Origin of the sequence: Janthinobacterium sp. UMAB-60, from assembly GCF_900095235.1 — a bacterium.
In the GTDB taxonomy this organism is placed as follows: Bacteria; Pseudomonadota; Gammaproteobacteria; order Burkholderiales; family Burkholderiaceae_D; genus Janthinobacterium.
In genome coordinates, this window is record NZ_LT607491.1 from 201,246 (window position 1) to 221,729 (window position 20,484).

The 20,484-nt window shown below is 63.2% G+C and carries 21 protein-coding genes; 10 read left to right on the forward strand and 11 right to left on the reverse strand.

Annotated features, from left to right (window positions below; all coding sequences use genetic code 11):
- From flgK to K0F86_RS17265, 3 genes are all read left to right on the forward strand, one after another.
- On the forward strand, nt 1-1,133 hold a 1,133-nt coding region (gene flgK, locus K0F86_RS17255), incomplete at its 5' end, for a flagellar hook-associated protein FlgK (RefSeq protein WP_257572207.1).
- 10 nt (nt 1,134-1,143) lie between these two features.
- A complete protein-coding gene (flgL, locus tag K0F86_RS17260; RefSeq protein ID WP_219135542.1) occupies nt 1,144-2,055 on the forward strand; it encodes a flagellar hook-associated protein FlgL in 912 nt (303 codons plus the stop codon).
- 5 nt (nt 2,056-2,060) lie between these two features.
- Nucleotides 2,061-3,104 (forward strand): hypothetical protein, encoded by a 1,044-nt coding sequence (locus K0F86_RS17265; protein ID WP_257572208.1) that lies wholly within the window; start codon nt 2,061-2,063, stop codon nt 3,102-3,104.
- Nucleotides 3,105-3,143: 39 nt separating this feature from the next.
- Here the strand turns inward: K0F86_RS17265 and K0F86_RS17270 are convergent, their stop codons facing one another.
- Both K0F86_RS17270 and K0F86_RS17275 read right to left on the reverse strand, forming a co-directional pair.
- Entirely contained in the window at nt 3,144-5,318 is a 2,175-nt protein-coding gene (locus K0F86_RS17270; protein ID WP_306823209.1) for a bifunctional diguanylate cyclase/phosphodiesterase, read from the reverse strand.
- Nucleotides 5,319-5,434: 116 nt separating this feature from the next.
- Nucleotides 5,435-5,893, reverse strand: coding sequence for a hypothetical protein (locus K0F86_RS17275; RefSeq protein ID WP_219135543.1), 459 nt, complete (start codon nt 5,891-5,893; stop codon nt 5,435-5,437).
- Nucleotides 5,894-6,087: 194 nt separating this feature from the next.
- Here K0F86_RS17275 and K0F86_RS17280 point away from each other — a divergent pair, with 194 nt between their 5' ends.
- Nucleotides 6,088-6,555, forward strand: a complete 468-nt coding sequence (locus tag K0F86_RS17280) for a PACE efflux transporter (protein WP_219135544.1) — start codon at nt 6,088-6,090, stop codon at nt 6,553-6,555.
- Here the strand turns inward: K0F86_RS17280 and K0F86_RS17285 are convergent.
- On the reverse strand, nt 6,531-7,412 hold the full coding sequence (locus K0F86_RS17285) for a LysR family transcriptional regulator (RefSeq protein ID WP_219135545.1): 882 nt from the start codon (nt 7,410-7,412) through the stop codon (nt 6,531-6,533). The two genes, K0F86_RS17280 and K0F86_RS17285, sit on opposite strands and share 25 nt — an antisense overlap.
- 68 nt (nt 7,413-7,480) lie before the next feature.
- On the opposite strand from K0F86_RS17285, the gene K0F86_RS17290 reads away from it, so the two are divergent.
- Nucleotides 7,481-7,684, forward strand: a complete 204-nt coding sequence (locus K0F86_RS17290) for a DUF3460 family protein (protein WP_219135546.1) — start codon at nt 7,481-7,483, stop codon at nt 7,682-7,684.
- A gap of 6 nt (nt 7,685-7,690) precedes the next feature.
- Here K0F86_RS17290 and K0F86_RS17295 read toward each other — a convergent pair whose 3' ends face one another.
- Nucleotides 7,691-8,440: a YcbK family protein gene (locus K0F86_RS17295; RefSeq protein WP_374197299.1), complete on the reverse strand. Its 750-nt coding sequence runs from the start codon at nt 8,438-8,440 to the stop codon at nt 7,691-7,693.
- A 99-nt stretch (nt 8,441-8,539) separates the two neighbouring features.
- Nucleotides 8,540-9,376, reverse strand: a complete 837-nt coding sequence (locus tag K0F86_RS17300; protein ID WP_219135547.1) for an EAL domain-containing protein — start codon at nt 9,374-9,376, stop codon at nt 8,540-8,542.
- Nucleotides 9,377-9,608: 232 nt separating this feature from the next.
- Between K0F86_RS17300 and K0F86_RS17305 the strand changes: the two genes are divergently transcribed.
- Complete coding sequence (locus K0F86_RS17305) at nt 9,609-10,433, forward strand: class II glutamine amidotransferase (RefSeq protein WP_219135548.1); 825 nt, start codon at nt 9,609-9,611, stop codon at nt 10,431-10,433.
- Between the two features lie 66 nt (nt 10,434-10,499).
- Here the strand turns inward: K0F86_RS17305 and K0F86_RS17310 are convergent, their stop codons facing one another.
- Nucleotides 10,500-11,030, reverse strand: coding sequence for a GNAT family N-acetyltransferase (locus K0F86_RS17310; protein WP_219135549.1), 531 nt, complete (start codon nt 11,028-11,030; stop codon nt 10,500-10,502).
- 302 nt (nt 11,031-11,332) lie between these two features.
- On the opposite strand from K0F86_RS17310, the gene K0F86_RS17315 reads away from it, so the two are divergent.
- Together K0F86_RS17315 and K0F86_RS17320 are read left to right on the forward strand one after the other, a co-directional pair.
- The gene (locus K0F86_RS17315; protein ID WP_306823210.1) at nt 11,333-12,388 is read left to right on the forward strand and encodes a sulfate ABC transporter substrate-binding protein; all 1,056 of its coding nucleotides are present in this window, start codon (nt 11,333-11,335) and stop codon (nt 12,386-12,388) included.
- 164 nt (nt 12,389-12,552) lie between these two features.
- On the forward strand, nt 12,553-12,771 hold the full coding sequence (locus tag K0F86_RS17320) for a molybdopterin-binding protein (RefSeq protein ID WP_034757699.1): 219 nt from the start codon (nt 12,553-12,555) through the stop codon (nt 12,769-12,771).
- A gap of 51 nt (nt 12,772-12,822) precedes the next feature.
- Here the strand turns inward: K0F86_RS17320 and K0F86_RS17325 are convergent, their stop codons facing one another.
- Genes K0F86_RS17325 through K0F86_RS17335 form a run of 3 tightly spaced genes read right to left on the reverse strand, consistent with a single transcriptional unit; the run spans nt 12,823 to nt 15,285 of the window.
- Complete coding sequence (locus K0F86_RS17325) at nt 12,823-13,251, reverse strand: DsrE family protein (RefSeq protein ID WP_219135550.1); 429 nt, start codon at nt 13,249-13,251, stop codon at nt 12,823-12,825.
- 43 nt (nt 13,252-13,294) lie between these two features.
- Nucleotides 13,295-14,044: a LytTR family DNA-binding domain-containing protein gene (locus K0F86_RS17330; RefSeq protein ID WP_219135551.1), complete on the reverse strand. Its 750-nt coding sequence runs from the start codon at nt 14,042-14,044 to the stop codon at nt 13,295-13,297.
- Complete coding sequence (locus K0F86_RS17335; RefSeq protein ID WP_219135552.1) at nt 14,041-15,285, reverse strand: sensor histidine kinase; 1,245 nt, start codon at nt 15,283-15,285, stop codon at nt 14,041-14,043. Before K0F86_RS17335 ends, K0F86_RS17330 begins: the two co-directional genes overlap by 4 nt.
- A gap of 430 nt (nt 15,286-15,715) precedes the next feature.
- On the opposite strand from K0F86_RS17335, the gene K0F86_RS17340 reads away from it, so the two are divergent.
- Nucleotides 15,716-16,594 carry a serine hydrolase gene (locus K0F86_RS17340; RefSeq protein ID WP_071077862.1) on the forward strand — a complete coding sequence of 293 codons (879 nt, stop codon included), beginning with the start codon at nt 15,716-15,718 and terminating at the stop codon, nt 16,592-16,594.
- On the opposite strand, the gene K0F86_RS17345 is transcribed toward K0F86_RS17340, so the two are convergent.
- Entirely contained in the window at nt 16,595-17,527 is a 933-nt protein-coding gene (locus tag K0F86_RS17345) for a DMT family transporter (protein ID WP_219135553.1), read from the reverse strand.
- 112 nt (nt 17,528-17,639) lie between these two features.
- Here K0F86_RS17345 and K0F86_RS17350 point away from each other — a divergent pair, with 112 nt between their 5' ends.
- A complete protein-coding gene (locus K0F86_RS17350; protein ID WP_219135554.1) occupies nt 17,640-18,539 on the forward strand; it encodes a LysR family transcriptional regulator in 900 nt (299 codons plus the stop codon).
- On the opposite strand, the gene K0F86_RS17355 is transcribed toward K0F86_RS17350, so the two are convergent.
- Nucleotides 18,536-20,476: a methyl-accepting chemotaxis protein gene (locus tag K0F86_RS17355; RefSeq protein WP_219135555.1), complete on the reverse strand. Its 1,941-nt coding sequence runs from the start codon at nt 20,474-20,476 to the stop codon at nt 18,536-18,538. The genes K0F86_RS17350 and K0F86_RS17355 overlap by 4 nt on opposite strands.
- Between the last annotated feature and the right edge of the window lie 8 nt (nt 20,477-20,484).

Sequence of the window (20,484 nt, forward strand, 5' to 3'; positions counted from 1 at the left end):
AGGGCGCCCGTGCGCAGACCCAGCCTTACCTGACGCAGCTCGAGCGCGTGATGGGTGACGACGCCTCCAGCATCAGCAACGGCATCGACGGTTTCTTCAAGGCCCTGAACGCGGCCGCCGTCGACCCGACGTCGACGCCGCTGCGCCAGCAGATCGTCACCTCCGCCGACGCCATGGCGCAACGCTTCAACAGCATCAGCACCGTCATGGGCAACCAGCTGCTGTCGGTGCAGCAGCAACGTACGGCGATCGTGCCGCAAGCCAATACCGCCCTGGCCAACATCGCCGTGCTGAACCAGCGCATCAGCACCTCCGCCGCCTCGGGCACGAATGTGTCGTCGCTGATGGATGCGCGCGACCAGCTGATCGATGGCCTGGCCGCGCAAATGGGCATCGACGTGCTTGACCAGCCGGACGGCTCGCGCAATATCGCGCTGAAATCGGGCCAGCCGCTGGTCATCGGCAACATGGCCGCTACCCTCAGCAGCAACATGACGAACACGGGCGACCAAACCCTGACCCTCGATTTCGCCAAATCGTCGTACACCCTCGATCCGGTCGCCATCGGCGGCCAGATGGGCGGCCTGGGCGACTTCGAACAAAATACCCTGAAACCGCTGCAGCAGTCGCTGCAAGACATGGCCACCCAATTAACCAGCAAGGTCAACACGCAGCTGGCCCTGGGCACGACCATGGCCCCGCCTCCTGGCAATAACGGCAGCCCCCTGCTGGTCTACGCAAATGGCAAGCTGGGCATTACTCCCGGCTTCAACGCGAAGGACCTGGCGCTGTCGCTGACGGGCGCCGCTGGCGATAGCGGCAACTTGCAGAAATTAATCGACATCAAGAATCAACCGATCAGCGTCAGCTGGGTGGGGAATGTCCTGATGAGCGATGCCGACACGCAGCTGGTCGGCAAGCTGGGTATCTACAGTCAGCAGAACCAGGCCCTGCTGAAGACCTCCAACACCGTGCGTGCGCAAGCCATCGACGACTGGAAATCCACCAGCGGCGTGAACAAGGACGAGGAAGCGATGAACCTGGTCGAATTCCAGAATATGTACCAGGCAAACATGAAAGTCATTTCCGTGGCGAAGACCTTGTTTGATGCCACTTTGCAAATGATGGGTTAAGGAGAAGAGCATGCGTGTCGCCAGCAGCCAGTACCAATCGCTGATTAATATTTCTCTTCAGCAAAATCAGGAACGCATCAATTACCTGACCCAGCAGATGTCCTCGGGCTTGCGCATCCAGCTGCCATCGGACGATCCGATCGGCAATGTGCGCATTTCGCGCCTGACGCGCGAGCAAGCCATGGTGAGCCAGTACCAGGACAATATCGCGACGGTGAAAGTGCGCCTGCTGAAAAACGAAAACTACCTGTCGAGCATGGTCACCGACATGGGCCAGGCGCGCGACCTGCTGGTATGGGCCGCAGACGGCAGCAATGCGCCGGACGACCTGAAGGCGATGACGCAATCGCTGATCGCCATGCGCGACAGCGTACTCTACACTGCCAACCTGAAGGACCAGGAAGGCCGCTACATGTTTTCCGGCACTGCTACCGACCAGCCCGCAATCAAATACGATGCGGCCGCAACTGCAGGTTCGCGCTACACCTACATCGGCAATACCGACACGCAGACCGTCGTGGTGGGCAATGGCGTGACGCAGACGGCCAACGTTGATGTGGACAAGCTGCAAGTATGGCTGAACAAGATCGACCAGGCCATCGACACGCTGGGCAAACCCGGCCTCAGCCCCAGCGATCCAGCCGTACGCGGCGTGGTGGTCGCCGCGCTCGATGGCACCGATGATGGCATGGAATTACTTTCAGGCAAGATCGCCATCTTCGGCGGTGCGCAAAACATCCTCTCCACGCTGTCCGGCAATCTGAGCAACGTCTCGCTGTCGAACGACATGGCCTTGTCCGATCTGAAGAAGACCGACATGGGCGCGGCCGCGATTGACCTGAACGGCTACCAGACGGCGCTGCAGGCCACGTACAAGGCCTATGCCAAGGTGGGTACCATTTCCCTGTTTGACCTTCTCTGACCATCATGCAAATCGTTCAGACCTCCTCCTCTTCCGGCGTTAATGCCAAAGGCGCCGGCACAGCCCGCGTGGTCGATGACGCGTCCGCTACCATCAATGGCAGCGCCAGCACGCGCAGCGAGGCGCCGGCGGCGAGGAGTTCGACGGTAAGCCTGAAGCGCGGCCTGAGCAACTGGGATCACCAGCTGCAGGGAGAAATTTCCAACGCGCAGCAAACGCTCGATTACCTGGAACGCAGCAGCAGCCAGCTGCAAGCGCTGAAAAGCGAGCTGGCGGCCAAGCTGGCCGCGCGCCAGGGCCGTGAGGGGCAAGTCGAAGCGCGCGTGCGCCAGTTCAGCAATACCTGGCGCCAGCGCGCCAGCGCCTCGGCCGGCACGCTCGACGCACAGCTCGGCTATACCAGCCCGCAATCGGCACAGCAGCAGTTCAGCATCCGCGGCCTGACCATGGCCAGCCTGCAGGAAGGTCCGCAGGAAGTGCTGGCGTTTTCCGTCGGCGGCGCGAACCAGGCCTTGCGCTCGGTGAATATCGAACCTGGCCTGAGCGAGAGCGAAATCGTGTCCCGCTTCGACCGCGCACTCATGCCGTCAGGCATCGGCGTCAAGCTGGGCGAGAATGGCGAGCTGGTGTTCAGCACGTCAGAAGCGGCCTGGGCCAACGTGCGCGACAGCCTGTCCGTGCGCGGCAGCGGCATCCGCTATCCGACCGGCCAGATGAGCCGCGTGCGCACGGATGCGGAACCGGCCGCCATCGCCCCGGAAGAATGGCATACCGGCGACGTGGAAGCCTTGCGCGCCACCTTGCAGCAAGTGGTGCAGGCGCTGGCGCAGTTGCAGGCGGCGCGCAGTTCCGTCAGCCTGGCGCTGGCGCAAGCGACGGGACGGGTGGCCCGCGCACAACCGGTGCAAGAGAGCGTCAGCATGGATACCCTGGCGGAAAACTTCACGCAAAAGGCCAGCCAGCCCGGCTATGAATCGCTGCTGGCCATCAGCTCGGCCCTGGTCGGCATCAGCCGCGAGCGCGTCGTCGCCCTGCTGGGCCTGAAGTAAGCTCTCCCCCGCGTGCGCTGCCTTGGCGCGCGCGACCGTTCAGGCAGCCGCCTGAGCCGCCAGCAGGCGATCCATCTGTCCTGCCGCTAACACACGGGAAAAGAAATATCCCTGCGCATAATCGCAGCCGGCGGCGCGCAGCAAATCGCGCTGCGATGCCGTTTCCACACCTTCGGCCACGACTTTCAGCCCCAGCCGCTGCGCCAGCGCAATGATCGCCTGGCACAGGCCCAATCCGGCATCGTCGCGTCCCAACTCGCCGATCAGGGAACGGTTGATCTTGAGCATGTCGATATCGGCCGTTTTCAGGCACGCAAGCGATACCTGGCCGCTGCCGAAATCGTCGAGCGCCAGCGCCAGGCCCATGGCGCGCAACTGGCGTAGCCGGTCGACCACCTGGCACGCCTCGTCGAGCAGCACCGCTTCCCTTGTTTCGATGACGATGGCGCCCGGAGCAAGCCCCTGGCGCGCCAGGTGCCCGCCCCAGTCCTGGTACAGCGCGGCGTCGCAACGAAATTCCACGGCCGACTTGTTGATGCTGATCTGGAACGCGGTGCCATGCTCGTCTTGCCACTGCCGTGCCTGGCGCACCACCTGGCGAAACACCCACTCGCCGATATCGATGATCAGACCGTTCGCCTCGGCAAAGGCGATGAAATCGGCGGGCAGCAGCAGGCCACGCAGCGGATGGCGCCAGCGCAGCAGCGCCTCGGCCCGCTCGATGACGCCATCGCACAGGCGGATGATGGGCTGGTAATGCACTTCGAACTGCTCCTGCGCCAGCGCCAGGCGCATCTCGCGCACCGTGCTGCGGCGCAACTCGGCCGCCTGCTGCAAGGCCGGCGTGAAATAGCTGTAGCCGTTGCGCCCCGCGCTCTTGGCCGCATACATGGCCTGGTCGGCATGCCGCAGCAAGCTGTCCGGCGCCTCGCCGTCAGCCGGATACAGGGCCACGCCCACGCTGGCCGACACTTGCGCCGTATCGCCATCGAGCAAGAAAGGCAGGGCCAGCGCGGCCGTCAGCTCCTGCAGCACGCGCTCGATGCCGCCCAGCTGCCCCACGCCGGCCAGGATGACGGTGAACTCGTCGCCGCCCAGGCGCGCTACCGTATCGGTGGCGCGCACGCGCTCGCTGATGCGGCGCGCCGCCTGGCGCAGCAGCATGTCGCCCCTCTCGTGGCCCAGGCGGTCATTCACCTGCTTGAAATGGTCGAGGTCGATGAACAGCAGGGCCAGGCACGCGCCCTCGCGTTTGGCATGGGCCGCCTCGTGCTGCAGGCGGTCGAGAAACATGTGGCGGTTTGGCAAGCCCGTCAGCTGATCGAAATTGGCTTGCCGCCAGATGCGCTCGGACGCCGCGCGCTGCGCCGTGATGTCGCTGACCAGCGCCAGCGCCCCCAGGTAGGCGCCGCCGGAGTCGAAGATGGGGTTGGTGGCCAGGGTGGCCCACAAGGTGCTGCCGTCACGCCGCAGGAACTTGAATTCATGGCGTTCGACGATGCCATCCTGGCGCCGCGCAATGTTGCGCTCCAGGATGGCGCGTCCCTCGTCATCCATGAAGGCCGCCAGCGGCTGGCCCAGCATCTCCTCGATATGGCAGCCCAGCATCTGCGCCATCTTCGGATTGACAAAGCTGGTCAGCGCCTGCGCATCGATTTCCCAGATGCCCTCCTCGGCGCTGTGCACGATGCGCCGGAAGCGCTCTTCGCTGCGTTCGAGCGCGGCCAGCTTGCCCTCGGCCTGCTCCAGCACCAGGCGCAGCGCCTGGCCGTTCGGGTCGGCGCTGCCCAGCAGGCTGACGGGCAAGCCGGCCGCGCGCGCGCCGGGACGCGGCGGCGGCGGCTGCACCTGCAGCTGGATGCGCTCGGGCTCGCTGCTATTGAGCACGCGCTCCACGAACTGCTCGTAATCGTGACGGAACGCCTCGTGGATATAAGAACGGAACAGCACGTGGCCGGGCCGCTCCCGTGGCAGACCGAACAGTTCGGCCGCCACCAGGTTCATCTGCACGATGACGCCATCGAGACCCAGCACGAAATAGGCGACGGGCGCCAGCAGGTACAAGTCGTTGAAATACGCTTGTTCGCGTTCAGCCTTCATCCGTTCCGGACTGAAGACACCATCGTCAAGCAGGGGCGCGACATGCCGCGGCACGTCGTCGTGACCGCGCGGGAAGGAATCCGGAGCAGGTACCGCTTGCGGTGGTGTGTCCATGGCTGTCCTTTGCACGGCCGCCTGGAAAACAGATGGGTGCTATAGCCAGACTAGCACGCGCCACGCGCAGTGTCGAGCGATGCCTGCCGCGGATAACGATTCTGCCACAAGGCCGATCAGCGGCCCTGCCGCATACTGCGCCGGCGCAAGCCGAAATCATGGCCCACCACCAGCAAGGTGCTGGCCACCAGGCTCGATAGCCCCACGATCAGCTGGATCAGCTTATCGTCAGGCAAGATCCACAGGGACGAGTCCGGCGTCTCGCAGCCCGTCGCAGAACTGATCAATGGAGCCACCCAGGCCGCGTCCGGCGTCACGTCGAGCACGACGGCGCCATCGGCGCTCGTCTGCATATAGATATCGCCGCCTTCGGCCAGGGTAAAGCAGATGCCCACGCCCGTTTCCGTGGCGCGGATATTGTCCTGCATGCTGCGGTTATGTTCCTCGATCCACACTTCCACGTCGTACGGCGTTTCCAGGTGCTGCCACGGAACGGGGCGAAAACGGGGACGTTCGTCCGCGCTGGCGGGGGAATCCGGGATATCGGGGATGTTGCTGTCTGCTGCGCCTTGCATGCTCGTTGACCTTTTCTGCGGTGATGTTCTGCGGTGATGCGCGGGACCGGTTGCCCGCCAGCCGCCATTATCCCTCGTTCGCAGGCAATATGCGATTACGCGCATCAATTCATCAGAAAAACTGATAGCTATCAACTTTTAACATCAGCATACCTGACTTAAAATACGCGCCATCTCTTCTTTACAGGCTTTACATGCAAGGCATCAAACGCAAAATCGTCTACGTCACCGCCTTTGAAATCATCGGCATGGCCATTTCCACGGCCTGGCTGACCCTGCTTTCGGGCGAGTCGCCCACCAGTACCGGGCCGCTGGCGATCATGATCACCACCATAGCCGTGATCTGGAACCTGCTCTACAACACGGCCTTCGAATACTGGGAAATCCGCCAGGTGTCGCGCACGCGCACCGTCTGGCGCCGCATCCTGCACGCGATCGGCTTCCAGATCACGCTGGTGATTTACCTGATCCCGCTGATCGCCTGGTGGCTCGATATCAGCTTGTGGCAAGCGTTCGTGCTGGACTTCGCGCTGATGCTGATCATCCCCTGCTACAGCTTCATCTTCAATTACTTCTTCGACGGCCTGTTCGGCGTGCCCCTGTCGGCGCAGCAGCCCAAGGAAGAGCCCGGCAACGTTCAGGCCGCTTCGCTGAGCAACTGAAGAAAGGACCGCGCCGCCATGCCCAGCGGCCGGTCCTTCCTCCACACCAGGTGGATGGGCACGACCAGGCCATTGCCCGTATTCTTGAACGCCACGCGGCGCACCCGCCCCGCCGCCAGCGAGTCCTTGATGGCCGAGGCGGCAAAATTGCCCCAGCCCAGTCCCGCCTCCACCATCGCCAGCGCCATCGGCAAGCTGTCCGTGCGCCAGTAAGACAAGCCCACCACGGGGCGCGCATCGGCCAGGTCGAGTTCGCGGCTGGCGACGATGATCTGGCGCAAATTCACCAACTCCTCGATATACAGGGGCCGGCCCGCCACGTCGGGCGGATGCTGGGTGGAAATAATTGCCAGCAAGGCATCGCTGCCCACCAGCTGGAACTGTTCCTCGTGATTGATGCGCCCGCCGGCGAAGGCCATGCAGGCGCTGATGCGGCCCCGGTGCAGCATGTCGAGCACATCGTCCTGCGGCGCCGTCAGCACTTCGATGTCGAGCAAGGGATGGCGCTGCGACAGCGCGCGCACGGCCGCCAGGAACGGCGTATGGTCGAGCTCGGCCGCGATGCCCAGCGAAATGCGGCTTTCCAGGCCCTGCGACAATTCCTGTACGTGCAGGTGCAACTGTTTCAACTGTTCGGCGATCAGGCGCGCATGCGGCAGCAGCGCCAGCGCGGCCGGCGTGGGCACGGCTTTGCGCGCGCCGCGGTCGAACAGGGCGATGCCCAGTTCCGCCTCGATATTGGCCATCGCCATGCTGACGGCCGACGGCGCCCGGCGCAGGGCGCGCGCGGCGGCCGAAAACGAACCGCCGTCGACGACGGCCAGGAACAGTTCGATGTTATGGCTGGAGAGTTTCATGGAAGAGAGCGCGGCACTTTTGCGTGCGCCAGAGGTCAAAAGCCAGGCAAGGCAAGAAAGGAGCAGCCATGCCGCGTCGACTTCCCTACCGCCGCAGCGGTTATGTATCGGACTTTACCCGCTTTATCGACGGCTATCTGCAAGCGCATCCCGCAGTGCGGGAAAGCCAGCGCCAGGGCTGGCGCATCTGGTGGGAGCGCCCCGCCAACCTGCACGAACTGGAACTGATCCAAGCCGACAGCGTGCCCGAGCCGCCCTACCACTACGACTAAAAAGTCTTAGCCTTTCCAGACGCGCTGCAAGCCCGTATCGGCATGAATCCAGCCGCCACGCGGGCCGGAGCGGTAATAAAAGCCCACGCCGCCCTGCTTGAAGCTGCGTACCAGCGAACCGAGCACTTCCGCGTTCAGGTTCGCCACGCGGATGTCGGCGGCGCGGCCCGAGATGTGCAGCGACTGCCGCGCGGCGGGCACACCCGCTTCGCGCAGGCGGCTGTTCGACTCGGCCGTGCGGTAGCCCGACAGGATTTCCAGCGGCTGCTCGATGCCGTAGCGGGCCACGAACGCTTGCGTGCCCCACAGGGTTTCCAGCAGTTTCGGGTCGATGGGGGCCGTCTTCTTGCCGTTCACGTCGCGCAGCAAATGGCACAGTTCCTGGTAGGCCGAATCGATGACTTCGCCATCTTTCCAGTACAGCAATTTCGCCTTTTCATTGCTGGCCGGGCGCACCACTTCCAGGGTGCGGGGCTTGAGCCAGAATTCCAGATCCAGCGCCTGCGCATCGAAGATGTCGGGAGGGGGTTCCATCTCCGTGATCGCCTGGCGCGACTGCGATGTGATCGAACGGTCGACGCTGGCCAGTTGCGTCGGCTGGGACGGCACGCCCGTGCGCGGTGCGCGCGGCTTGGCGCTGGCCGAAGCCGAGGCGGGAGCGGCCGTGCGCGAAGCGCAGCCGATGAGAGGGGTGGCTACCAGGCCCAGCGCGGCCAGGCCCATACCGTGATGTAGAAAATTTCTGCGCGATGCCATAGTCAGTCCAATGTAACGATGGGAATACTATAGCGTATTGTGCTGCGAAGAAAAACCCTCAATGCCTATCGTGTCGCCCTCATTTCAGCATTGGATGCCTTAGGCGGCGGCCACGCTGGCCGCGACGTCGCGGTTTGCCTGCGCCAGCGCCGTCAGGGGCTTGTCCAATAAATATCCCTGGGCGACGATGGGCAAGCCCGTGAGCGTGGCGACGCGCTGCAGCGCGGCCAGCGCGGCCGGCGTGTCGAGGCGCTTGAAGATGACGCGGATTTTCGCCGCATGGCACACGGTGACGAAGCTGGCGACGGCCCCCTCGTCGCTGAGGTTGCCAGCGTCGAGCTTGAACGCATGCGGGTGCAAACGCTCCAGCATGCCCGTGGCCTCCTGCACGCTGGCCACGTTGATGGCCAGGCGGAAACCGTTGCGCCGGTAATTGTCGGCCACGTAGTTGAGCAGCCAGCCCTGGTTCGGCGTCACCGTCGGCAATTGCAGCACGATGCGCTCGATGGGCAAGCCCAGCGCGTCGAGGATGCGCTGGAAGGCGTGGCCGTGATTGCTGCTGACGGCGCTCAGCAGGCGGTCATGCACGTTCAGGTACAGATCGGACTGCTCCGCTTCGCCCTGGCGAAAAAAATTGATGGCGTGCAGCATGCGGCACAGCCGGTCCAGCTCCACCGATTCGTCGTCGCTGGCCGCGTGATCGAGCAAACGCCACAGCGACAAGCCCTCGTCCGCCTTCGACACGCTGCGCGCCAGCCCCTCGAACGCCACCAGCTTGCCGCTGTCCAGTTCGCGCAGCGGCTGGAAGGCGCTGGTCATGGTGCAATTGAAAAAGCGCCCCAGCGCCCTGCCCTCGTCGTCGAGCCAGACGCTGGTGCCGGCCTGGGTTTGGTGCGACAGACGGGCCAGGTAGTTTTTCAGGACGGGAAATGGCATACGTGCTCCTTCATCGGGCCGCGCCGGCATCCCGCATGGGGAGGACGGCGCCAAAGTGTGCAGAGTAAGGCAGCGCCAAGCAAAGAAGAACGAATGGTTTCGCCATTTGATATGCGCCCAGCACATAAGAGATGCGACGGCCAGCGCATAACGATAGATGGAAACATTCGTTCCCGCCCCTGGCGAGCGCCCTTACTGTGGGCGTGTACAGATACCATCAGGAAGGGCCGCCATGTGCCAGTTACTCGCAATGAACAGCAGCAAGCCGGCCGCGCTGGGATTTTCCTTTGCCGGCTTTGCCGAGCGGGGCGGACGCACGGACGAGCACCGCGACGGCTGGGGCATCGCCTATCATTCCAGTAGCGGCTGCACCTTGCTGACGGATCACCTGGCGGCCGTCGATTCGCCGCTGGCGGCCATCGTGCAGCAGCATCCCGTGAAGGCGAAAAACATCGTCGCGCACATCCGCAAGGCCACGCAGGGCCGCATCGCGCCGGAAAACACGCACCCGTTCGCCCGCGAACTGTGGGGCAAGACCTGGTCCTTCGCCCACAATGGCGACTTGAAAACGTGGCGCCCGCCCGCCAATGCCTGCTACCGCGCCAGCGGCGACACGGACAGCGAACAGGCGTTTTGCCACCTGCTGGCCCGCTTGCGCACGCAGTTTCCCGCAGGTGAACCGGCGCGCGCCGCGCTACGCGCCGCCATCGCCGAGGTGGCGCGCGAGATTGCCGCGCACGGCAGCTTCAATTTCATCCTGTCGGACGGCGAACTGCTGTTTGCCCACTGTTCCACGCATTTGCACTACGTGATACGCGAATACCCGTTTTCCGTGGCGCAACTGATCGACTGCGAGCGCAGCATCGACTTTCGCCAGCACAACCACCTGGACGACCGCATCGCCGTCATCGCCACGCATCCGCTGACGCAAAACGAAGACTGGCTGGCGTTCGCGCCCGGCGAACTGAAACTGTTTGCCGGCGGCACCTTGCTGCCAGCAAACGATAACGCGCAACAAGGCATGCAACAAGGCGTGTATATCCAGATCAGTTACTGAAGGGAAATATGCAAAGTGAGGGAAAGGCCCGCCGCCGGATGGGCGGGCTGAAGTGCGGGATAGCCGTCAGGCCGAATTGCAGTTGCAAAAACGCTTGCGCTTGGGGTCGCCGCTAGCGATGCCTGCGGAGTCAATCTGTTTCCAACAAAAAATCGTTTCCACACCATAGGGCGAGCGCACATTGCCCGCCTCGATATAGCCCCGCTTGACAAAAAAGGCCTGGCTGCTGGCCGTGCTGTGCAGTTGCAGGGCCTTGATGCCCCACTCGCGCGCCTGCGCTTCCAGCTGTTCCACCAGGGCCTTGCCGCCCCCCTGGCCTTGCGCCTCGGGCAGCAGGTAGCACAGGGCCAGCTTGCCGGCGCGCGTCAGCAAGCCGACGCCGACGACGGCGCCCTGCTCGACTGCGACCAGCGAAAAATTGGTAGGCGACGCAAACCAGCACGCCACCATCTGCGGTGTTTTATTGCCCAGCCAGGCTTCCAGGATGGCCGGATCGTCCCGATGATCGAGGCTGCAGCATTCGACGATGGAGCGTCGTAATACGTTGCACGCCTCGAAAGCGTCGGTCGATGTTGCAATACGAATTTCAAGACTCATGTACGCTCACAAAATATTCCAGTTGCCGATGCAGACGGTTTTACCCCTGTATCGCGCCATTCGACTATACACCAAGCGGCGCGATCGGGTTTTTTCGCGCCACGCCACAGACCGGTTTTGCCTTTGACGGAACCCTTGCAGGCTAAGCCTTGACTGTCGTCTTGCCCACGAATCATTTCAAAAATCGATATCTGTTTTTCAGCAAAAACGGGAATCGGATCTAAGCATATTACGAAAAATTCGTTTCTTTTCCGGCCGGAATTTTAGACTATGACTGTCTATTCTCACAACAAGAGTTCAACATGACCCATTCCAACGCCGTATCGACTGCCGCAGCGACACTCACCCGACGCTCGCGCCGCTGGTTCCTGGCCAGCGCCCTGGCCGCTTCCGCTGCCGCCATGAGCCTGCCGATGGCCGCCAGCGCCGCCGAACCCGTGGTTTTGCTGAACGCCTCGTACGACGTGATGCGCGAATTGTTCAAGGATGTGAATCCCGCGTTTATTGCTGATTGGAAAGCCAAAACGGGTGAAACCATCACCATCAAGCAGTCGCACGGCGGCTCGAGCAAGCAGGCGCGCTCGGTCGCCGATGGCCTGGAAGCGTCCGTCGTGACCATGAACCAGGCGAATGACATCGATATCCTCGTCGATCGCGGCCTGGTGGTGGCCGACTGGGCCAAGAAATTCCCGAACAATGCGGCGCCGTTCTATTCCACCATGGTGTATCTGGTGCGCAAAGGCAATCCGAAACACATCAAGGATTGGGACGACCTGGCCAAGCCCGGCATCAAGGTCATCGTGCCGAACCCGAAAACCTCGGGCAACGGCCGCTACACGTATCTGGCCGCCTGGGGCTATGCCGTGAAAAAAGGCGGCAGCGAAGCGCAGGCGCGCGAACTGGTGACCAAGCTGTTCAAGAACGTGCCCGTGCTTGACGGCGGCGGCCGCGGCGCCACCACCACGTTTACCCAGCGTGAAATCGGCGACGTGCTGGTGACGTTTGAAAATGAAGTGCAACTGGTGCGCGCCGAATTCGGCGACAACTTCGAAGTGGTGTATCCAAGCATCTCCATCCTGGCCGAGTCGCCCGTGGCCGTCGTCGACAAGGTGGTCGACCGCCGCGGCGTGCGCAAGGAAGCCACGGCCTACCTGCAATACCTGTACTCGGAGCCGGGCCAGGAACTGGTCGCCAAGCACTACCTGCGCCCCCGTTCGGCAGCGGTAGCGAAGAAGTACGCGGCCAGTTTCAAGCCGATCAGCCTGTTTACCATCGATGACGTCTTTGGCGGCTGGAAACAGGCACAAAAGAAACATTTTGACGATGGTGGCGAGTTCGACAAGATTTATCAGAAGTAAGTTTGCGCCACATCAATAAAAACCGGGACTTGTTCCCGGTTTTTTCATGTGCGCGCCTGTTTGCGCATATCGATATGCGCATCGATTCGTGGTCAAAACCGCGTGCGCGCCGTACTCTGGCCTTGTCGCGCCACATGGCGTATTACGGGTTCAAAGGAAATATCATGGCTATCTCGGAAGTGAATGTACGCAACCAGTTTCGCGGCAAGATCAAGGAAATCATCTTTGGCCCCGTGGTCTCGGAAGTCGACGTGGAAACGCCGCACGGCATCGTCACGTCGGTGATCACCTCGCGCTCGATCAAGGACCTGGACTTGAAAGTGGGCAGCGAAGTCATCGCCCTGGTGAAATCGACGGAAGTGTCGATCGCCAAGATCCAGTAAGCCCCCGCTTCCCATGCGCCGCGCCCTTGCCATCCGGCAGCGGCGCGTGCGTCAGGGCTTGATATACACATAGCCTTCCTGCCACTGCAAGCGGCTCAGCTCGGCCACGCCCGAGGGCACGATGACGGCTTCGGGCAGCACGCGCTGGCGGTCGATGTTGCGTCCTTGCAAGGTGTTATTGCAGACGCGAAAACTCACGCCCCGCTTGGCCAGCTCGCGCACCGCCACTTCATACGCAGTGCCATTCTTGTCGATGGCGCCGTCGAGCAGAAAATCGATGCCGGGGCCATGCGCGACGAGCACGATGGTGGCCTGGGGGCTGGCGTCCAGGTGATTGCGGATATTTTTCAGCGCAGCCGTGGCATTGCTGGCGTCATTGACGTGATACACCACCTTTTCCTCCTTCTGCGCTGCCGTGGCAGCCGTGCAAGCGAGCAAGGAAAGAAGGATGGCGGAGAACCAGCGGCGCAAGATTGTCATGAGATGTCCATTTCAGTGGCAGATTAAAAATATTGCCATCATATCAATCCCTGAACAAATACGTAAACGTGCGGCTGACGGGCAGCTTTTCCTTGCTGCCACGCACCAGCACCTGCATGCGCTCGGCGTCGATGCGCTCGGCTGCCTCGATGGCTTTCACGTTGACCATGGTGCCGCGGTGGATTTGCCAGAACTGTTCCGGATCGAGTCCGCCCAGCAAATCCTTCAGCGGCGTGCGCACCAGCGCTTCCGAGCCGGCCAGCACCACGCGCGTGTACTTGGTGTCGGCCTGGAAGAACAGCACGTCGTCGATGTCGATCAGGCGGATCTGCTTGCCCACGCTGGCCTTGATCCATTTCAACTTGTCACGCGGCGGCGCCGGCAAGGCGGCGCGCAGCGACTGCAATAAATTGGCCATGTCGGCCGGCTGCGCACCGAGCTTGTCGCGCAGCCGGGCCAGCGCGCGCTGCAGCCGCTCGGCCTGCACGGGTTTCAACAGATAGTCGACGGCGCCCGCGTCGAACGCATCGACGGCGTACTGGTCGTAGGCGGTGACGAACACGACGTGGGCGCGCTTGCCGATGCGCTCGGCCACTTCCAGGCCCGACAGGCCAGGCATGCGGATGTCGAGGAAAACCACGTCCGGCTCATGCTCAAGGAAACCGTCCCAGGCGTCGTTGCCGTTTTCCGCCACCAGCACGACTTGCGCCTCGGGCCAGGCTTGCGCCAGCAGCATTTGCAGGCGCTCGCGCATCAGGGGTTCGTCTTCGGCGATCAGGATGGTGGTGTTCATGCGACAGGTTCTTTCAGGTTGGATGCAATTTTAATGGGCAGCACTATTTCAGCGATCATGCCGCCCTCTTCGCCGTCGCGCAGGCTCAGGCTGGCGGACGGATCGGACAGCAACAGCCGGCTGCGCACGTTTTCCAGGCCCAGGCCGCCTCCGGGCACGCTGCCCGCACCGCTTTCCGGCAAGCCCATGCCCGTGTCCTGCACGCGCAGGCGCAGCATGCCGTCCACCCGCAGCGCCGAGAGGCGGATCTCGCCACCGCGCAACGATGGTTCAATACCATGCTTGATGGCATTTTCCGCCAGGGTCAGCAAGATCATGCTGGGTATCGTCGCGTGCGCAAACTCGGCCGGCAAGTCCAGCGCATAGCGCAGGCGCGAGCCCAGGCGCGCCTGCATCACGCGCAAATACGCGGCCACCATGTCGAACTCGCTTTGCAAGGGCACTTGCTCGCTGCGCATCTCCGCCAGACTGGCGCGCAGGAAGGCGATCAGATCGGCCGTCAATGCCGCTGCCTTGGCTGCGCCTTGCGCGCCCTGCTCGGCCAGTTGCTGCACGGCGCCCAGGGTATTGAACAGGAAATGCGGTTCGATCTGCGCGCGCAGCAGACGCAGCTGCGATTCGCTCAGTTCGCGCGCCAGTCGGTCGCGCTCGGCATCCTGCTGCAGCTGCAGGGTCAGCGCTTCGTACTGGCGGTTGCGCCAGCTGGTGACGATCGCCAGCGGCACCATATAAAACAGGCCAGCCACCAGCAAGGCGATGCCGCCCACGCGCAGCAAGCGCTCGAAGGCCATGTCCATGGAGCCGGTATCGCTCCAACCGGCCAGCAGCACGCCGACGGCTACCCCTGCCGCGCAGGTCGAGACGATCAGCAAGAGTTTCTTGAACTTGTGGCGCACGGAACTGCGGTAATTGAACCAGACGCCCACCAGGCCCCACGCCAGCGCAAAACCCAGGCCGTTGCTGAAGACCAGGGCCTTGAGCAATTCGAACCTGGCCGGCAGCAGCAGGTGCAGGGCGACGCCGATGGCGCTGAACAACAGCATCAGCTTGAACGCGGCAATGTAAAAACCGGCACCACGATACTTGAGCAGGAAAGCGTGCAACTGCTGGCGCTCGATCGGCGTCAGTTTCACCAGCTTCATGGCGACGTAGCGACGCACCCGTCCCTGGACCTGCTCCGCCATCTCGGGATGTTGCAGCACGCGCAGCGATTCTTCGTCGATGCCGCGATACCATTGCATATATTTTTTTAACACGATGCGTTCTCCGTGGTCCGTGATTCAGGCATGAACGCAGTCTACGGTACCCCTGTTGCAGGGCATAGCGCGGGGCGACGAAGCACGAAGCGGCGGGCATCAACGACGAAGCGCGCGGCGCCTGCCGGATCAAGTCTGCCAATATTGCTGAAATAATATGAAGTTTCCATAGCGAAATTAATAATTGCGTAACAATTTTCACTACGGCAAGAATAACCGTTTTTATTCGCCAAATTGGCCGCAGCGCCGCCTGTGGCGCCCTTATTCCGTAGACATCGCTTGATCTTTAATGGTATTGTTTAAGCTTGGCAAATATTGCCTCCGAGATACACGCCGCGTCCCCGCGCGGCCCCGTTCCGGATTTGCGCGCAGCGCCCCTGATGGCGCCCCAAAACTGCTTTCCCATTACAATCCCATGCTCAAAAAAATGTTCGCCGCGGTGCTGATGACGCTTTCGACAGCGGCCATCGCCGTGCCCTTCGGTTCCCAGTCGATCCTGGTAGTCGAAGACGGCACAGGCAAAATCTTGCTTGAAAAAAATTCCAACGTGGTGGTGCCGATCGCCTCGCTGACCAAGCTCATGACGGCCATGGTCGTGCTCGACTCCAAGGCGAATATGCAGGAAGAGATCAGCATCGACCGCGAGGATGTCGACACTTTGAAACACAGCACCTCGCGCGTGCCCGTGGGCGCCACCCTGAGCCGCCATGACGTGCTGCAACTTGCGCTGATGTCGTCCGACAACCGCGCCGCCGCCTCGCTGGCGCGCACCTTCCCCGGCGGCCCGACCGCGTTCGCCGTGGCCGTCAACGCCAAGATCAAGGCCCTGGGCATGCGCCAGACCGTGATCGAAGAGCCGACGGGCTTGTCGCCGAACAACCAGTCGACGGCGGCGGACCTCGTCAAGATGGCCGTGGCCGCCTCGCGCTACCCGGAAATCAGCCGCATCACCACCGATTCGAAGGACGTGATCCAGATCAAGGGCCGCGACGTGGAATACCACAACACGAACCGCCTGGTGGGCGCCAAGGGCTGGGACATCGGCCTGTCGAAGACCGGCTACACGAATGAAGCGGGGCGTTGCCTGATCATGCGCATCAAGTCGGCCGGCAAATTCGCCACCATGATCCTGCTCAACGCGCGCGCCAATTCCGTGCGCGCCATGGACGCCGTCAACATCCGCCGCATGCTGGCGGCCGAGAACGGCATCGAAGAGCCGAAGGTGATGCGCGCTTCCGTCAGCCGGCACAAGAAGGCGCCGGCGAAACCATCGAAGCGCCGCCGCGCCAAATAATTATTTCGCTTGCCGGTTGGTCATCACCACGCCGGCAATCGTCACCGCGCCGCCCACCAGCATCGAGGCGAGCACAGGCTCGCCCAAGAGCCCCGCCGCCAGCACGATGCCGAACACGGGCACGAGGTTGTTGAACACGGCCGTGCGCGACGGTCCCAGCGCCTTGACGCCCTCGTAATACCAGACAAAGCCGATCACCGTGCCGAACACGCCCAGGTAGCCGATGGCGGTCCAGACTTGCCAGCCGAAGCTGTGCCACGGCACCGTCGGGAACTCCACCACCGCCCCCACGAGCAAAAAGGCCAGGCCCCACATCGAGGCATACGTGGTGGCGGCAATCGGCGAGAGGCCCTTCAGCGCGACCCGGCCGATCAGGGTATAGGCGGCCCAGCTGGAAATGCCGCAAAACATGAATACTTCGCCCATGCCGATGCCGCCGCCCGCGCCGTGCAGCACGCCGGCCAGATCGCCGCGCGTGATGACGATGGCCGTGCCGCAAAACGCCAGCATGATGCCCAGCCACTTGAACGATCCCAGCCGTTCGCGAAACAGCATGGCCGAGGCCAGCGCCGTGACGATGGGGTTCAGCGCCACGAACAGCGCCGTGCGCCCGGCTGGCATGCGCGACAGGGCCGCCAGGAAACACAGGTTGTACAGAAAGATGCCCGTCAGGCCCAGCGCCGCCGTCGTCGCCAGCTGCTTGCGGTCCAGGCGCGGCAAGCCGCCTTCCAGTTTCCACGCCAACACGAGCAGCAGGATCACGGCGACGCCGAAGCGCCCGCTGGCCGCCGTCATCGGCGGCATCTGCTGCGCCAGCACGCGGCCCGCGATAAAGGTGCCGCCCCAGAACAGGGCGACGAAAATCAGTTTAAGGTAGACGAGCGGCGATTGCGCGGCAGGCAAGGCGGCAGAGGGCAAGGCGGATGAAGACATGGGAGTTCCTGTGAGGCCGCTTGCGCGGCGGGTGGTGTACACTTATATATTAATACTAATATCAACTCATGAAATAATGAGTAAATACTCATAGCACAGGAAAACCACAGCCATGACCTTCACGCAACTGGAAATTTTTACCCTGGTGGCCGAACTGCACGGCTTTTCCGCCGCCGCCGCGCAGCTGGGCATCAGCCAGTCGGCCGTCTCGCATGCGCTAAAAGCGCTGGAAAGGGAAATGGGCGTGGACCTGATCGTGCGCCACCAGGCCTCGGCCGAGCTGACGGACGTGGGCCGCCAGCTGCTGGTTCGCGCGCGTGAAATCCTCGGCCTGTCGGAAGCCATGCGCCAGGAAGCGGCCGATGTGCTGGGCCAGCGCCAGGGCAGCTTGCGCATCGGTTCCTTCGGCCCCACCTCGTCCTTGAATTTGCTGCCGGCCATCACGGCGCAGTTCCGCCTGCGCTATCCCGGCATCACCCTGCGCATCGACGAGGGCGCCGACCATGAAGTGGTGCAGTGGATACGCGAACGCCGCGTCGATGTGGGCTTCGTCGTGCTGCCCGACGAGCGCTTCGATACGGCGCCGCTGGTGGAAGACCAGATGATGGCGCTGGTGCCGCGCAGCCACCCGCTGGCCAGCGAAACGGCCATCACCCTGGCGCAGCTGTGCGAAGGGCCGTTCATCATGTCCGAGGCGGGCTGCGCCTGCCTGATCGAACCGCTGTTCGCCAACGCGGGCCTGCAGCCGAATGTCCCCTACCGCATCAGCCAGGTGATTACCATCCTCGACATGGTCAGCCGCGGCGATGGCGTCTCCATCGTGGCCGAACTGGCCCTGCCGCAGCGCCTGCGGGAACAATATCCGGAGCTGGTCGCCCTGCCATTACATCCGCCCGTCAGCCGCAAGGTGGGCCTGGCCGTGCGCGACCGGCGTCAGAACACGCCCGCCACCAACGCTTTTTTCGAGGTGGCGAAGCAGATGGCGCCGACCCTGGCGCCCCGGCGCGCCTAGAACGTTTCCCACTCGTCGCTGCGCTCGGGCTTGGCGACGGGCGTTTTTGCGGGACGGCTGGCGATGCGCGGCGCGATGGGCGCGCGCACCACGGGCCTGGCTGGCTGCGGCTGCGGTTTCTGCTGCTGCGGCGCTTGCCCGTCATCGAGCTTGAACACGCCCACCACCTGCGCCAGGGTGCCGGCCTGGTCTTGCAGGCTTTCCGCCGCAGCCGCAGCCTCTTCCACCAGGGCCGCATTCTGCTGCGTCACCTGGTCCATTTGCGCGATGGCCTGGTTCACCTGCTCGATGCCGGAACTCTGTTCGACGCTGGCGGCCGTGATCTCGCCCATGATGTCGGTCACGCGGCGCACGCTGTCGACGATTTCCTGCATCGTCGTGCCGGCCTCGTCGACCAGGCGCGCGCCCGAATCGACCTTGCCCACCGAATCGTCGATCAGCAGCTTGATTTCCTTCGCTGCGCCAGCGGATCGTTGGGCCAGATTACGCACTTCCGTCGCCACCACGGCAAAGCCGCGTCCCTGCTCGCCCGCGCGCGCCGCTTCGACGGCCGCGTTCAGGGCCAGGATGTTCGTCTGAAAGGCGATGCCGTCGATGACGCTGATGATGTCGACGATCTTCTTCGACGAATCGTTGATCGAGGCCATGGTCTCGACCACCTGCGCCACCACTTGCCCGCCCTTGCTGGCCACGCCGGACGCCGATTGCGCCATCTGGTTGGCCTGGCGCGCATTGTCGGCATTCTGTTTCACGGTGCTGGTCAGCTCCTCCATCGAGGCGGCCGTTTCTTCCAGCGAGCTGGCTTGCTGTTCCGTGCGCGACGACAAATCCTGGTTGCCGGCGGCGATTTCCATTGATGACACCTTGACCGATTCGCTGGCCGTGCGGATTTTCACCAGCACGGCGGCGATCTTGTCGATGAAGCGGTTGAAGGCGTCTGCGATCTGCGCCAGTTCATCCACGCCGGAAGCGTCGAGGCGGCGCGTCAGGTCGCCTTCGCCCGAGGCGATGTCGTCAAGCGCATCGCGCACCAGCTCCAGGCGCTTGAGCATTTTAAAGACCAGCAGCGACAGCAGCACCGCCGCCGCGCCGGCCAGCAGCACGGCCGTGACGGTGGCCGTCGTCAGCATCGTCTGCAAGGCTTGCATGGCTTCCTGCTGGTCGAGCACCACGGCCAGCAGCCAGCTTGTCCCCGCCACGCGCGTGACGTACAGCATGCCGTCGCGGTCGTTCAGGCGGACGGCGTCGCTCTGGCGCGCGCTTTCCAGCCGGTTGATCTGCGCGGCCGACAGCGCCGCGTCGAGTTTCGCCACCGGCTGCAGGCTCAGTTCCTTGTTCGCATGGGCGATGATGGTGCCGCTCTGGTCGACAAGGAAGGCAAAACTGTGCGGCGTCGGCTTGATCGCCACCACGTTGGCGATGACCGTATCGAGCAGCACGTCGGCCCCCGCCACGCCCAGCAACGCCTCTTTCGGGCCGACGGGCGCCGTAAACGACACCACCAGCTTGTGGCTGGCCGCATCCACGTACGGCGGCGTCAGCATCGGCACGCCCGCCTTGACGGTGTCCGTGTACCAGGCGCGCGCGGTGGGATCAAAATCGGCCGGGCGGCCCGGATGGGTAAACACGGAGCGCTTGTCCGCATAGCCGATGAACACTTCGGCAAAATCGCCGGCCTTTTCCGCGATCTGGAAGGCGCGCAGCGGATCGGGCGTCTCGGCCGACATGACGACGGACGCCATCACCTTTTTCTTGCCATCGACCCATTGCGCCAGCACGGCCGACTGGCTGTGCAGCAGTTGCTGCATCTGCTGGTCAGCCGAGGCCAGCATGCTGCTCCGCGTCGTGATGTAATTGGCGACCGACAAGGCCAGCATGGACAGCACGACGATGGAAACGCAAATGAGTACCAGACGCGTGCGAAGGGAAGACAACATGATGGACT

What these genes read in the sequence shown, in the direction of transcription:
- K0F86_RS17340 (WP_071077862.1), top strand. Translation starts at nt 15,716, where the DNA reads ATGCTCAAAAAAATGTTCGCCGCGGTGCTGATGACGCTTTCGACAGCG.
- K0F86_RS17270 (WP_306823209.1), bottom strand. Translation starts at nt 5,318, where the DNA reads ATGGACACACCACCGCAAGCGGTACCTGCTCCGGATTCCTTCCCGCGC.
- K0F86_RS17295 (WP_374197299.1), bottom strand. Translation starts at nt 8,440, where the DNA reads ATGGCATCGCGCAGAAATTTTCTACATCACGGTATGGGCCTGGCCGCG.
- K0F86_RS17290 (WP_219135546.1), top strand. Translation starts at nt 7,481, where the DNA reads ATGCCGCGTCGACTTCCCTACCGCCGCAGCGGTTATGTATCGGACTTT.
- flgL (WP_219135542.1), top strand. Translation starts at nt 1,144, where the DNA reads ATGCGTGTCGCCAGCAGCCAGTACCAATCGCTGATTAATATTTCTCTT.
- K0F86_RS17325 (WP_219135550.1), bottom strand. Translation starts at nt 13,251, where the DNA reads ATGACAATCTTGCGCCGCTGGTTCTCCGCCATCCTTCTTTCCTTGCTC.
- K0F86_RS17330 (WP_219135551.1), bottom strand. Translation starts at nt 14,044, where the DNA reads ATGAACACCACCATCCTGATCGCCGAAGACGAACCCCTGATGCGCGAG.
- K0F86_RS17285 (WP_219135545.1), bottom strand. Translation starts at nt 7,412, where the DNA reads ATGAAACTCTCCAGCCATAACATCGAACTGTTCCTGGCCGTCGTCGAC.
- K0F86_RS17305 (WP_219135548.1), top strand. Translation starts at nt 9,609, where the DNA reads ATGTGCCAGTTACTCGCAATGAACAGCAGCAAGCCGGCCGCGCTGGGA.
- K0F86_RS17350 (WP_219135554.1), top strand. Translation starts at nt 17,640, where the DNA reads ATGACCTTCACGCAACTGGAAATTTTTACCCTGGTGGCCGAACTGCAC.
- K0F86_RS17320 (WP_034757699.1), top strand. Translation starts at nt 12,553, where the DNA reads ATGGCTATCTCGGAAGTGAATGTACGCAACCAGTTTCGCGGCAAGATC.
- K0F86_RS17310 (WP_219135549.1), bottom strand. Translation starts at nt 11,030, where the DNA reads ATGAGTCTTGAAATTCGTATTGCAACATCGACCGACGCTTTCGAGGCG.
- K0F86_RS17335 (WP_219135552.1), bottom strand. Translation starts at nt 15,285, where the DNA reads ATGCAATGGTATCGCGGCATCGACGAAGAATCGCTGCGCGTGCTGCAA.
- K0F86_RS17280 (WP_219135544.1), top strand. Translation starts at nt 6,088, where the DNA reads ATGCAAGGCATCAAACGCAAAATCGTCTACGTCACCGCCTTTGAAATC.
- K0F86_RS17275 (WP_219135543.1), bottom strand. Translation starts at nt 5,893, where the DNA reads ATGCAAGGCGCAGCAGACAGCAACATCCCCGATATCCCGGATTCCCCC.
- K0F86_RS17355 (WP_219135555.1), bottom strand. Translation starts at nt 20,476, where the DNA reads ATGTTGTCTTCCCTTCGCACGCGTCTGGTACTCATTTGCGTTTCCATC.
- K0F86_RS17265 (WP_257572208.1), top strand. Translation starts at nt 2,061, where the DNA reads ATGCAAATCGTTCAGACCTCCTCCTCTTCCGGCGTTAATGCCAAAGGC.
- K0F86_RS17345 (WP_219135553.1), bottom strand. Translation starts at nt 17,527, where the DNA reads ATGTCTTCATCCGCCTTGCCCTCTGCCGCCTTGCCTGCCGCGCAATCG.
- K0F86_RS17315 (WP_306823210.1), top strand. Translation starts at nt 11,333, where the DNA reads ATGACCCATTCCAACGCCGTATCGACTGCCGCAGCGACACTCACCCGA.
- K0F86_RS17300 (WP_219135547.1), bottom strand. Translation starts at nt 9,376, where the DNA reads ATGCCATTTCCCGTCCTGAAAAACTACCTGGCCCGTCTGTCGCACCAA.